We start from the raw sequence: 12725 nt of genomic DNA on the forward strand, positions 1-12725 counted from the left end.
CATGGATTAACTTCTGCCTTTAATTGCTGTAACCCCTTCACCCATTCTATTTTGCCTGATTTCAGCAACTAATTACCCCTGTGAACGGTTACAAAAGATGATATTGAAGCAATTAAAAGGGATAAGACGAATATTGTTGAAATTTTCGACAGAAAGGCTAGGCGCGTCTTTGCCAAGAAAGAACTCGATGTCTCTGACGAAGAGTTAAATGAAATTGAACAGGAAGAAGATTTGATGGCTGAAGCAATTGAAGATGAAATAGATGATAACAGTTGAGACATCTCTTTAGTGATACTGGTATTGCTATATGTAAAAATGCGGGATACATACAGCGCTTCCGGCTATTATGCAATACAGTTTTCCTCTTGCCCCTCTCCTATCATAGCTTTCAGCTATGAGGATGTACCTGATAGCTGCCGGAAGTGCTGTAATACATAGATTTTATTAATACCCTGTTTCTGCACGAGTGTCGAACACTTACCAGTAGCAAACTCATTGGATTTGAGCCATCAATGTCTATATTTAATTACAGATGCCTTAGAGGAAATTTATATGTTTGGACTGGGATGGCCAGAAATAGCTGTAATTAGCATAGTCGCTATTCTAATTTTCGGCCCAAAAAAAATTCCCGAACTGGGAACCGCACTGGGGAAAACCCTACGAGGTTTTAAGGAGGAGATGAAAACTCCCAGCGAGGAAACCAATCAGGAAGAAGAAAAACAATAATAAAAGTAGTCAGGAGGAGTCAGCGTACTGACTCCTTCTGACTACAGCAAGGTATTAACAACAGAAGAAGGTGCGATCCCATTTTGGGAATCGATGACAGTTGTGCCAGCATTTTGTTGGTGTGTCTCTTCTTTCGCTAGACCACGCAGCTTAATTAATTTAATCGCCCGAGTAACGCTTTCTGGCAAAATTACCACCAGACTGTTATCAGGAGCCATGTCTAAGCCTTTATTTATCGCTTGGGTTTCATCCAAAATTGATTCATAGCGGCTATCAGGCTTAACTTCGATGATGCCTTGAATAATCAACTGGGCGGCTGATCCCCGTACTCTTCCCCGTGTATCATCGTCTTCTTTGATGATGATGTAATCAAAAATTTGTGCTGCTAGTTTACCCAAAGTAACAAAATCTTCGTCGCGGCGATCGCCTGGCCCACCAATTACGCCAATCCGTTGTCCTGTAGTCCAGTTCCGCACAAAGGAACCGACAGCTTCGTAACTGGCTGCGTTGTGGGCATAGTCTACCAAAGCGTGGTAATTGCCTAAATTAAATAGATTCATCCGTCCTGGTGTTTGGCTAACTGAAGCCCGGAAGGTCTTCAAACCAGCACGAATCTGCTCAATAGTGACGTTTTGCACGAATGCTGCCAAACTTGCAGCTAAAGCATTAGCAATCATAAACGGCGCACGTCCGCCCATTGTTAAAGGTATATTTTCTGCTCTTTCTATTCGGTGTGTCCAATCACCTTTAACAATTGACAAATAGCCATTTTCATACACTGCCGCTACTCCGCCCTTTTGGATGTGCTTCCGCACTAGCTCCGAGTCGGGGTTCATGGTGAAGTAAGCAATATTAGCCTTAGTTTTTTCTGACATGGCGGCGACGCGGCGATCGTCGGCGTTGAGTACCGCATAGCCATCCGGGAATACGGCTTCCGCTACTACACTCTTGAGGTTAGCTAACTGCTCAATGGTATCTATATCGCCTATTCCTAAGTGGTCTGAGGCTACATTTAATACAACACCCACATTTGCGGCTTCAAAGCCTAATCCAGAGCGGAGAATGCCGCCGCGAGCCGTTTCCAGTACCGCTACTTCTACTGTGGGATCTTGGAGGATGACATGGGCACTTTGGGGGCCGGTGTTATCACCTGCTTCTACTAAGTAATCACCGATATATGTTCCATCGGTAGTAGTATAACCTACTACTTTACCAGTCTGTTTATAAATATGTGCTAGTAGGCGGGTAGTGGTGGTTTTGCCATTAGTACCCGTGACGCTGAGGATGGGAATTTGGCTAGATTGCTCGTTAGGAAACAACATATCCATCACTGCGCCGGCGACATTGCGGGGAATGCCAACACTTGGGGCAACGTGCATTCTGAAGCCGGGAGCGGCATTAACTTCGACAATCACGCCATCTACTTCCCGCAGCGGACGGCTAATATCCGAGGTGACGATATCGAGTCCAGCGATATCTAAACCGATAATCTTGACTACCCGTTGTGCTAACCAAAGATTTTCGGGGTGAATTTCATCGGTGCGGTCTACAGCACTACCACCTGTACTTAAGTTGGCTGTTGCTCTGAGATAACAAATAGTACCCTTGGGTGGCACGCTGTTTAGGGTGTAACCTTGCCTTTCTAGCAATTGGTAGCTAGTGCGGTCTAGTTCAATCTTGGTGAGGACGTTATCGTGTCCTTCGCCGCGATTTGGGTCAAGGTTGGTTTCTTCGATGAGTTCGGCGATGGTGGATCTGCCGTTGCCAATGACATGAGCCGGAACGCGCTCGGCGACTGCGACGACTTTGCCATTTACCACTAATACCCTGTGGTCACGCCCAACATAATATCTTTCGACAATAATTGACCGAGAAACCTGTCTGGCAGCTTCATATCCAGCTTCAGCTTCTTCCCAAGTTCTGATATCAATGGTGATCCCACGTCCATGATTGCCATCTAGGGGCTTGATGACGATGGGATAGCCACCCACGAATTCAATGGCTTGTTCTAAGTCGTCTAAAAAGTTGATTACTGTACCTCTGGGTACTGGCGCACCAGCGGCAGCGAGGATGCGTTTAGTGGCTTCTTTATCGCAAGCTAGTTCTACACCCAGAATGCTGGTGTTATCAGTCATTGTGGCCTGCATTCGCTTTTGGTTCACGCCATAGCCTAGCTGAATCAAAAAGCGCGCTTCCAGGGACATCCAGGGGATACCTCTTTTTTCTGCTTCTTTGACGATCGCTTCTGTGGAGGGGCCTAAGGAAGCATCACGGGTGAAGTCTTTCAGGTCTTGGATATCTTGCTCTAGTTCTGCCTTAGGATAACGGCCTCGATCAACGATACTCTGGCATAGCCGTACTGCGGCTCGTCCAGCGTAGCGTCCCGCTTCCTCATTCAGGTACTCGATTACTACTTGATAAATTCCGGGTGTGGCTGTTTCGCGGGTGCGACCAAAGCCGACATGCATACCTGCTAATTCTTGGAGTTCTAGGGCTACGTGTTCCACGATATGACCTATCATAGTGCCTTCTTTGACTCGCATCAAAAAACCACCACGACAGCCAGGCGAACAATAATGACCCTCCAGACTCGGCAGCGCCTCAACTAATCCTTCATAAAAGCCAGGGATTTCATTCGAGGGCGTCTCGCCAAGGGTTTCTAAATCGAGGCGCATGACGATCAGTTTGTGGCGTCGAATGCTCCAATAGTTTGGGCCGCGTAAGGTCTGGATCTTGAGGATTCTCATGGGAATAGGTAGATGGAGATTCGGAACCAAAATTCTAGTTTCTTACTGGAATTGACCGCTAAACTGTTCATGAAAAACAGTTTTTTCTTTTTACATGGTATTCTTATCATTTTTTTACGGTAAGAAATAATCAAGGTGCGGCCAACCAATTTTGGATTGTAAAGATACTACTAGGGTACTTAACTCTCTGAATTTTAGATTGACGATAGCGTAGCTAAACCGGTTCATTGAGGGTTTTTTAGATTGGTTTTGTCTACTTTCGGGCAGTATGTACCGAAAAGTTCTTTTAATCTAAAATCCAAAATCCAAAATCTAAAATTTGCGGTCAACTCAGTGTAACCTCAGATACTTTATCCCGTCAGCTGGAGATTCGATGTACAGCAGGCAATACAGTCCGCTGGTACAAGTGGAAGCGATCGCCGTAGCTGAGGATATGAAGACGTAAATTATGCACGGTTAAGGGTTCATTAGCGCCGACGTGGGGTTCGTTGGTGTGGGTTAGCTCAGTGGGATCAACAATAGTGACACTGCCTTTACCCATAACTTGTAACCAACCATCACGTTCAAACACAGCACAAGTATCTTCGTCAATGCCAATACCTAAGCGATCGGGATGAGCTGCGATCGCGCTAATCAGTCGCCCCATCCGATTACGGTTGTGAAAGTGTTGGTCAACAATTACTTCAGGAATAAATCCCAAACCAGTTGCCATATCCACTAAGGAACGATTTGGCGTTTCTCCACTACCGCCGCCAGCAATCATATGATGCCCCATCACTGCCGCTCCTGCACTGGTGCCTGCTAAGGTCAGTTGCCCCGCCCTCACCCGCTGACGAATAATTTCCATTGCTGGCGTATCTGCCAATACGCCACAAAGACGCAGCTGGTCTCCTCCTGTCAAAAATACCCCACTACAGGCTTCTAAGGATGCTTTGATCTGGGAGGCTTCACACTGTTCTCGTTCACGGATGTCTAAAATCTCTACCTTCTGGGCACCCATTTCTTCAAAAATGCGAATATACCGACCACCGATGATGGCAGGTTCGCGAGAGGCAGATGGAATAATTGTAATATAAGCCTTACTAGCACCGGCGCGTCCAAAAAAAGTTCGTAGGATTTCGCGCCCATGAACTTTATCTTCTGCACCTCCGATAACCAGAACGGCGGTTTTAGTTGCTTGGGGTGTCCTCATTTCTAGCGATTTAGCTTGTAATTGCGGCATTTTGTTTCTCCTGTCAACAACTTCAGGTGAATTTAACAAGGTTCAGAAGCAGCCATGATTTTTGCGCTTTGCTTCTTTGAGAGGACACTTTTTGGAAGTTTGGAACTGGGTTAGCCACTCTCCAAATTCTCGCCTAACGCACACGAAATCTCAGTTTAAACGTGTTTGTTCCCATTCCTCAAAGCCAGTGCCTTGTTTTTCACCTGTCCACTTGCAGCAGGGCAAAATAGTCTTTGGAGGCTAGATTCCCCCTTTTGTATTGGGGACAAGCATTTAAGACTACGCTTTTTTCTGAGGCCGGCTTGATGCATCCTGGAAGTTGTTAACTTGATATGATTATTAATTTAAATGTAGTTGTGAGAACATTTAAACATAAATTAAGTAATTAGAAAAACTTTTGATCCCATCTAAAATCCAAGAGGTCTGGTAGTTTTAGATACTATTGATAAAGTTTAACTGGAGTTTAACCCGACCTTGGCTTGCTGGTGTTTGCTAGACATTCAAATTTAAGATTAGTGTCCTCGAATACGAATAACTGTGCGCTTTGATATAGTTACGCTTTTTCCTGACTGTTTTAACTCTGTTCTCAATTCTGGGCTGCTAGGTAAAGCCTTAGCCAAACAGATTGCCGAAGTGCATCTGGTTAATCCACGGGACTTTACCACTGACAAGCACCGAAAAGTAGATGATGAACCCTACGGCGGCGGTGTTGGGATGCTAATGAAGCCAGAACCTCTTTTTAATGCTGTGGAGTCGCTGCCGATTCTACCCCGAAGAGAAGTAATTTTGATGAGTCCACAAGGTGAAACAATTAATCAACCTCTTTTGAAAGAATTGGTGACAAATTATGACCAGTTAGTAGTAATTTGCGGGCATTACGAAGGAGTGGATGAGAGGGTGCTACATTTGGTAACTCGTGAGGTATCTTTAGGCGATTTTATTCTGACTGGTGGAGAAATTCCAGCAATGGCTTTGATTAATGGCGTAGTGCGACTAATACCCGGAACTGTAGCCAAAACGGAGTCTCTCACAGCAGAAAGTTTTGAAGAAGGGTTATTGGACTATCCTCAATATACTCGTCCTGCCAATTTTCGTGGCTTGAAAGTGCCTGATGTCTTACTCAGTGGGAATCACGCAGCGATCGCCCGATGGCGTTACGAACAACAAATTCAAAGAACCCGCGATCGCCGCCCCGATCTCCTGGAAAAATGGGAGCAGGGGGAGTAGGGGAAGTAGGGGGAGCAGGGGGAGTAGGGGAAGTAGGGGGAGCAGGGGAAGTAGGGGGAGCAGGGGGAGCAGGGGGAGTAGGGGAAGTAGGGGGAGCAGGGGGAGCAGGGGGAGCAGGGGGAGCAGGGGGAGCAGGGGGAGCAGGGGGAGCAGGGGGAGCAGGGGGAGCAGGGGGAGCAGGGGGAGAATAATAATTTCTAACTCTTGACTAATGACCAATGACTAATGACTAATGACTAATGACTAATGACTAAAATTCGTATTGGTAACGGCTACGATATTCATCAACTGGTGAGCGATCGCGCTTTGATTTTAGGTGGAATTCAAATTCCCCATGAATTGGGTTTGTTGGGGCACAGTGACGCTGACGTACTGACCCATGCGATTATGGATGCCATGCTTGGGGCATTATCTTTGGGGGATATTGGTCATTATTTTCCGCCTAGCGATCCCCAATGGGCAGGGGCAGATAGTTTAGTACTATTAACTCAAGTACATCAACTGATTCGCGATCAAGGTTGGCAGGTGGGAAATATTGACTCAGTGGTAGTAGCAGAACGTCCAAAATTAAAACCGCATATTCACAACATGCGCGATAAACTAGCAACGGTTTTAGAATTAGAGCCAAATCAAATTGGCATCAAAGCTACCACCAACGAAAAATTAGGCCCCGTCGGACGCGAAGAAGGTATATGTGCTTATGCTGTCGTCTTACTAGTTGCTTCAGAGTAACTTTTGTTTACTGCTATTAAAAGGTGGAATTACTCAACCTTAGGTACTATTGGCAGTGATACTTTACGTAGAAACAAACTTTTTAATAAGTATTGCTAAAGGACAGGATGAACTAGCAGAAAATTTTCTGGAAAATACACCTACCTCAATATCCTTAGCAATACCCAGCATTTGTTATCTAGAATCTTTGGCGACTTTAGAGCAAGAAGACAAATATAACCAGGATTTTATTAGGCAATTGGACATTCAAGTTAATTGGTTCTTCAGTACCTTTTATGCTAAAGTTCCAGTTAAAAATCTCAGAAGTCTTGCTATACAAGGGAATTATGCTTATTTTCTGACATTATTTTTTAATATTGCCTCTTTCCTCTGTTCCCTGTTCCCTCTTACAGACTGTTAATTTGGCATAAGCAAGTACTGAAGAACCAATTAATTACACTACTCGCGTATTGAAAGTATGAAATTTTTTAGCAAAATATTTCTGACCATAAAAAGTTTTTGGTTGCCAATAATTCTAACTTCAGCAACAGCACTTATACTTACCGCCTGCAATCCAGCTAACTTCAAAAGTGCAGCCGCTCAAGTACCGCAATTGGTAAGTAGCATTCTCAGCGATCCCAAAACCTTTAACTACCCTCTTAGCCAAGAGTCACCAAATATTTTTGGTTTGACTTATGCAGGGTTAACCAATCAAAACCCCATAACTGGCAAAATAGAGCCAGACTTAGCACAATCATGGGAAATTTCCGATGATAAATTAAAGATTGTGTTTACTATGCGTGACAATCTAAAATGGTCTGATGGGGAACCATTGACAGTAGATGATGTGCTATTTTCTTACAATGATATCTATCTCAACAAAGCGATTCCTACCGACGTGAGAGACACGCTAAAGATTGGCGAAAAAGGTAAGTTGCCCACTGTAAGAAAAGTCGATAATCGGCGAGTTGAGTTTACTGTTCCAGAACCATTTGCCCCTTTTCTGAGTAGCGCTACAGCAAATGCAATTTTGCCTGCCCATGCCCTCCAAAAATCGATAACAACAAAAGATAATGAGGGGAAACCACAGTTTCTAACAAAGTGGGGCGTGGATACTCCACCAGATCAATTGATCGTTAACGGGCCTTATAAACTAGAACGTTACGATACCAGTCAACGTATAGTGTTTCGGCGCAACCCTTACTACTGGCGTAAGGATGCTCAAGGTAATCCTCAGCCTTATATTGAACGCATAGTTTGGCAAATTGTAGAATCAACAGATACCTCCTTACTACAATTTCGTTCTGGTGGGTTAGATAATATAGGAGTATCGCCAGAATATTTTTCCTTGCTAAAAGTGCAAGAAAAGCAAGGTAATTTTAAAATCTATAATGGCGGGCCAAACTCTAGTGTAACCTTTATGTTCTTCAATTTAAATAAAGGTAAAAGAGAAGGCAAGCCATTAGTAGATCCAGTCAAATCACGTTGGTTTAATACTGTAGAATTTCGGCAAGCAGTAGCTTATGCAATTGACCGCCAGACGATGATTAACAACACTTTTCGCGGCTTAGGTTTACTACAAAATTCACCACTTGCTGTGCAAAGTCCCTATTATATTTCGCCTAAAGAAGGACTGAAAGTCTACGATTACAATCCAGAAAAAGCGAAGCAACTGTTAAAGAAAGTAGGATTTAAATATAATGAACAAGGTCAGCTAATAGATGCTCAAGGCAACCGTGTTCGCTTCACCTTACTAACAAATGCTGGGAATAAAATTCGTGAAGCAATGGGTTCGCAAATAAAACAAGACTTGAGCAAAATTGGTATGCAAGTAGATTTCACACCCCTAGCATGGAATACTTACACAGATAAGATTTCTAACACCCTAGAATATGATGCTGGATTGATTGGATTTGGTGCTGGATTAGAACCAAATGATAGTGCTAATCTTTGGTCTCCTCAAGGTGGATCTCACCTATTTAATCAGAAACCCCAAGCAGGCCAAAAGCCAATTGAAGGTTGGGAAGTGGCTCCTTGGGAAGCACAAATTGGTGAACTTTATATTAAAGGAGCAAGGGAGTTAGATGACGCTAAACGGAAAGAAATTTATGCCCAAACGCAGCAGCTATCTCAGGAATATTTACCGTTTGTTCACTTAGTTAATGTCTATTCTCTGTCAGCTGTACGTAATCGTTTTGAAGGTATCAGATTCTCCGCCCTTGGTGGTGCATTCTGGAACATTCATGAAATTAAAGTAATTGATTAGTTATGGGGCATGGGGCATTGGGCATTGGAGGACTAATGAACTACCCACAGTTGGCTCCGCCTGAACTGTGGGTTTCTACTTCCCGCAGTTCGTTACTAGCTGAGACTTCCGTGGATTTTTGACGCTTCTTTTGCCCTAGTTGCCGCATACTTCCAGCAAGATTCCGCTTACTGGTGGATTATGAGTACATTGAAGGTGGGGACTTCCGCGACTTGTTAACAATTCAAAATTCAAAATTCAAAATGACGCTCGTGACGCTCGATAGCGCCGGCGGCAAGCGACGTAGGAGCAGGAGCGTCTGACTCGCTCTAAGCAAGCGTACTCCTACGGAGAAGCAAGCTACGCGTAGCGTGTCGCAGACATCTTAAACCCTTTAATTTACGATAAATGACAAAGAAGAAGGCACAAAGGGCTAATTACTAATGGCCGATGAAAAAACTTTGCGATCGCTCCTCGAAGCAGTCGCCAATGGTAAAGTTACCCCAGATATGGCATTAGACTCACTCAAAGACTTGACTTATGAATCTGTGGGTGAGTTTGCTAAAATTGACCACCATCGCCAGCTAAGAACTGGTTTCCCTGAGGTGATTTGGGGCCCTGGTAAAACTCCCGAACAAATTGCTCAAATTATGGAGGTGATGCGTCTCCGTAATCCGGTAGTGATGGCAACGCGCATTGAACCAGCAGTTTATGCCGCACTGCAATCAAAAGTTAGTGGTTTGCGATATTACCAATCGGCGCGAATTTGTGCGATCGCTCCCCCTACCATCGAACCACAATTCTGGGGAGAAATTGGGATTCTTTCTGCTGGTACCGCTGATTTACCCGTTGCTGAAGAAGCCGCTGTCACATCTGAACTTTCGGGTTTCCGCGTCCAGCGCCTCTGGGATGTTGGCGTTGCGGGGATTCACCGTTTGCTAAGTAACCGCCACTTGATTGAGTCAGCATCAGTCTTAATTGTCGTGGCGGGGATGGAAGGCGCTTTACCCAGCGTTGTCGCTGGTTTAGCGAGTTGTCCTGTGATTGCTGTACCCACCAGCATCGGCTATGGCGCAAGTTTTGGCGGTTTAGCACCTTTATTGACAATGCTCAACTCTTGTGCTGCGGGGGTAGGCGTAGTAAATATCGATAATGGTTTTGGTGCAGCAGTGTTGGCGGGGCAGATTTTGCGAACTGCCGAGAAATTGCGGTTGGCATCGGCTACATCTTGAGTTAAGACATTAAAGTCATATCCAGTATTTCAGTATACTATCAGTATTTAATGTAAAAAATAGACTGATGCTGAAATTTGCCACCCTTTACTTCTTAAGCATCAAATATGAGCCACAACAGCGATTTGATATCTCAGTTATTTTGGTATTTGCCTGTAAATTTGACAGCACTAGCACAAACAATCACTGATCCAAACGTTTTGGGTCAGATTGAAAAAGCTTGGAACCACTTTATACAAACAGGTCAAGTGTGGGCATTGTTGATTGGTTTATTCATTGGCTATATCATTCGGAATCTAACTAGCTACGGTTAACTTTAAAAGTTAGGAGTTGAGAGTGAGGAGTGAGAAGTTAGAAGTCAAAAACTCATAACTCCTCACTCTTAACTCTTAACTCTCCCCCACTCCCCTGATAATATTTATGACCACAAAAGAAACTTGGAGTCAGCGGTTTGAATCAGCATTGCATCCAGCGATCGCTCGTTTTAATGCCAGTATAGGTTTTGATATTGAATTAATCGAATATGACCTGACTGGTTCTCAAGCCCATGCCCAAATGCTCGCTCACACGGGCATTATCTCCCCAGAAGAAGGAGAGCAACTGGTTGCCGGTTTAGAACAAATTCGCCAAGAGTACCGCCAGGGGAAATTTCAGCCTGGTGTCGATGCTGAAGACATACATTTTGCAGTTGAACACCGACTGACAGAAATTGTCGGCGATGTGGGTAAAAAACTGCATACGGCGCGATCGCGTAATGACCAAGTAGGTACTGACACTAGACTCTACCTCCGCGACCAAATCCAACAAATCCAAAGCGAATTGCGAGAATTTCAAGGTGTTTTACTAGATATAGCCGAAAAGCACGTTGAAACCCTGATTCCTGGGTATACTCATTTACAACGCGCCCAACCTGTGAGTTTAGCTCATCACCTCTTGGCATACTTTCAAATGGCTCAACGCGACTGGGAACGTCTGAGTGACGTTTCTCGCCGTGTGAATATTTCACCCTTGGGGTGCGGTGCTTTAGCGGGAACTACTTTCCCCATCGATCGCCACTACACAGCCAAACTCTTGAATTTTGACAATATTTATGCAAACAGCCTCGATGGAGTGAGCGATCGCGATTTTGCGATCGAATTCTTGTGTGCTGCTAGTTTGATTATGGTTCACCTCAGCCGCCTTGCAGAAGAAGTCATTCTTTGGTCATCTGAAGAATTTCGCTTTGTCACCCTCAAAGATAGCTGTGCCACAGGTTCCAGTATTATGCCCCAAAAGAAAAACCCCGATGTTCCAGAATTGGTACGAGGGAAAACGGGGCGTGTATTCGGTCATCTCCAGGCGATGTTAGTGATTATGAAGGGGCTACCCTTGGCATATAACAAAGACCTACAAGAAGATAAAGAAGGTTTATTTGATAGCGTTAAGACAGTCAAAGCCTCTCTAGAAGCAATGACGATTTTGCTCAGAGAAGGTTTGGAATTTCGTACCGAGCGGTTAGCATCATCTGTGGCGGAAGATTTTTCTAATGCTACCGATGTAGCAGATTATCTGGCAGCACGGGGCGTTCCTTTCCGGGAAGCATATAACCTCGTGGGTAAGGTGGTAAAAACTAGTATTGCCGCAGGCAAACTCCTCAAAGATTTGACATTGGAAGAGTGGCAACAACTACATCCGGCATTTGCAGCAGATATTTATGAGGCGATATCCCCCCGTCAGGTTGTGGCAGCCCGCAATAGTTACGGTGGCACTGGCTTTGTACAGGTAAGCAAAGCACTTATAGCCGCCCGCGCTCAAATTGAGCAATAGAGAGAGGGAGTAGGGAGTAGGGAGTAGGGGAAGCAGAGAAAAAAACTATTGATTATTGCCCAATGCCCAATGCCCAATAATAAATAAGGGCGTACAAATAAATGTACGCCCTAAAAATTAAATAACCCAAACAATAAGGATTTAGGCAGGCAGCTTATTCAGTGTCAGCTGCTGCTGCGCCTTCTTCTTCCTCACTCTTTGGTGGTCTTTGTTGGAACCTTCTCTGCATTCTTCCTGTCGTAGTTCGTTTACGAAACTTTCTGGCATACGCCTGGTTACGTAGCGCCTTTTCTTTTTTCGGGTTACGGCGCTTGGCCATGTTCACCTCATTAATAAACAACAAAAAAGTAGCAACTAGGCATCACGTAGGCAATATTAGCTACCAATGTTATTGATATACTTGTAGCCTAGTGCAGCAATAAATACGCTTTAAACAGTGTACTAGTCTACCGCATACAACCTTGTTCTGTCAATAACAATTCTAAATTATCCCTGCCAGGTAGACAAAAAATACCTTTTCTTAGATTCTAATCTGTGAAATAGATTGTAAATTAGCTAACTATTTATTGTTATTGAGCCGATACCCAATCTTATCAGGAAAGAATTCAGATTATTTTTTGAATATGTGCTGAAAAACTATTAGTAATAGCTAGTTTCAGCAGCACGAATGCTAACGATAAACTGAAAATTTTCCTAATTTAAAAAATATTATGTATATATAGGACTCCTATTTGATTTTTGAAAAAGAGTACGAGATAATACGGTTGAGTGTAAAAGTGTAAAAGCAGACTATGATAAACCAGCATCTA

The 12725-nt window shown here is 44.1% G+C and carries 11 protein-coding genes; 9 read left to right on the forward strand and 2 right to left on the reverse strand.

Annotated elements, in window-relative coordinates; translation table 11 throughout:
- Window positions 1-552 precede the first annotated feature (552 nt).
- A complete protein-coding gene (tatA, locus tag V7K67_RS06835) occupies window positions 553-726 on the forward strand; it encodes a twin-arginine translocase TatA/TatE family subunit (RefSeq protein WP_094348761.1) in 174 nt (57 codons plus the stop codon).
- Window positions 727-767: 41 nt separating this feature from the next.
- Here tatA and cphA read toward each other — a convergent pair whose 3' ends face one another.
- Together cphA and V7K67_RS06845 are read right to left on the reverse strand one after the other, a co-directional pair.
- Window positions 768-3473 (reverse strand): cyanophycin synthetase, encoded by a 2706-nt coding sequence (cphA, locus tag V7K67_RS06840; protein ID WP_334731793.1) that lies wholly within the window; start codon window positions 3471-3473, stop codon window positions 768-770.
- 358 nt (window positions 3474-3831) lie between these two features.
- Window positions 3832-4695, reverse strand: coding sequence for a cyanophycinase (locus V7K67_RS06845; RefSeq protein ID WP_094348499.1), 864 nt, complete (start codon window positions 4693-4695; stop codon window positions 3832-3834).
- A 537-nt stretch (window positions 4696-5232) separates the two neighbouring features.
- Between V7K67_RS06845 and trmD the strand changes: the two genes are divergently transcribed.
- The 8 genes from trmD to argH all read left to right on the forward strand — a co-directional run bounded on the left by trmD (window position 5233) and on the right by argH (window position 11916).
- Window positions 5233-5922, forward strand: a complete 690-nt coding sequence (gene trmD, locus V7K67_RS06850) for a tRNA (guanosine(37)-N1)-methyltransferase TrmD (protein ID WP_335165763.1) — start codon at window positions 5233-5235, stop codon at window positions 5920-5922.
- Window positions 5904-6113, forward strand: coding sequence for a hypothetical protein (locus V7K67_RS06855; protein WP_335165764.1), 210 nt, complete (start codon window positions 5904-5906; stop codon window positions 6111-6113). Before trmD ends, V7K67_RS06855 begins: the two co-directional genes overlap by 19 nt.
- A gap of 55 nt (window positions 6114-6168) precedes the next feature.
- The gene (ispF, locus tag V7K67_RS06860) at window positions 6169-6654 is read left to right on the forward strand and encodes a 2-C-methyl-D-erythritol 2,4-cyclodiphosphate synthase (protein ID WP_334731085.1); all 486 of its coding nucleotides are present in this window, start codon (window positions 6169-6171) and stop codon (window positions 6652-6654) included.
- A gap of 49 nt (window positions 6655-6703) precedes the next feature.
- Window positions 6704-7054 (forward strand): hypothetical protein, encoded by a 351-nt coding sequence (locus V7K67_RS06865; protein ID WP_335165767.1) that lies wholly within the window; start codon window positions 6704-6706, stop codon window positions 7052-7054.
- Between the two features lie 57 nt (window positions 7055-7111).
- Window positions 7112-8899 (forward strand): ABC transporter substrate-binding protein, encoded by a 1788-nt coding sequence (locus V7K67_RS06870; protein WP_335165769.1) that lies wholly within the window; start codon window positions 7112-7114, stop codon window positions 8897-8899.
- 422 nt (window positions 8900-9321) lie between these two features.
- Entirely contained in the window at window positions 9322-10110 is a 789-nt protein-coding gene (gene larB, locus V7K67_RS06875) for a nickel pincer cofactor biosynthesis protein LarB (RefSeq protein WP_334731082.1), read from the forward strand.
- A gap of 107 nt (window positions 10111-10217) precedes the next feature.
- The gene (locus V7K67_RS06880) at window positions 10218-10424 is read left to right on the forward strand and encodes a hypothetical protein (protein WP_334711542.1); all 207 of its coding nucleotides are present in this window, start codon (window positions 10218-10220) and stop codon (window positions 10422-10424) included.
- Between the two features lie 106 nt (window positions 10425-10530).
- The gene (gene argH / locus V7K67_RS06885) at window positions 10531-11916 is read left to right on the forward strand and encodes an argininosuccinate lyase (RefSeq protein ID WP_335165770.1); all 1386 of its coding nucleotides are present in this window, start codon (window positions 10531-10533) and stop codon (window positions 11914-11916) included.
- The last annotated feature ends 809 nt before the right edge of the window (window positions 11917-12725 follow it).

This window comes from Nostoc sp. (assembly GCF_036917155.1).
In the GTDB taxonomy this organism is placed as follows: Bacteria; Cyanobacteriota; Cyanobacteriia; order Cyanobacteriales; family Nostocaceae; genus Nostoc.

Excerpts from the sequence above, each read along its gene's own strand:
- larB (WP_334731082.1), top strand. The coding sequence starts at position 9,322 with ATGGCCGATGAAAAAACTTTGCGATCGCTCCTCGAAGCAGTCGCCAAT.
- cphA (WP_334731793.1), bottom strand. The coding sequence starts at position 3,473 with ATGAGAATCCTCAAGATCCAGACCTTACGCGGCCCAAACTATTGGAGC.
- V7K67_RS06880 (WP_334711542.1), top strand. The coding sequence starts at position 10,218 with ATGAGCCACAACAGCGATTTGATATCTCAGTTATTTTGGTATTTGCCT.
- argH (WP_335165770.1), top strand. The coding sequence starts at position 10,531 with ATGACCACAAAAGAAACTTGGAGTCAGCGGTTTGAATCAGCATTGCAT.
- V7K67_RS06855 (WP_335165764.1), top strand. The coding sequence starts at position 5,904 with ATGGGAGCAGGGGGAGTAGGGGAAGTAGGGGGAGCAGGGGGAGTAGGG.
- V7K67_RS06870 (WP_335165769.1), top strand. The coding sequence starts at position 7,112 with ATGAAATTTTTTAGCAAAATATTTCTGACCATAAAAAGTTTTTGGTTG.
- V7K67_RS06845 (WP_094348499.1), bottom strand. The coding sequence starts at position 4,695 with ATGCCGCAATTACAAGCTAAATCGCTAGAAATGAGGACACCCCAAGCA.
- ispF (WP_334731085.1), top strand. The coding sequence starts at position 6,169 with ATGACTAAAATTCGTATTGGTAACGGCTACGATATTCATCAACTGGTG.
- tatA (WP_094348761.1), top strand. The coding sequence starts at position 553 with ATGTTTGGACTGGGATGGCCAGAAATAGCTGTAATTAGCATAGTCGCT.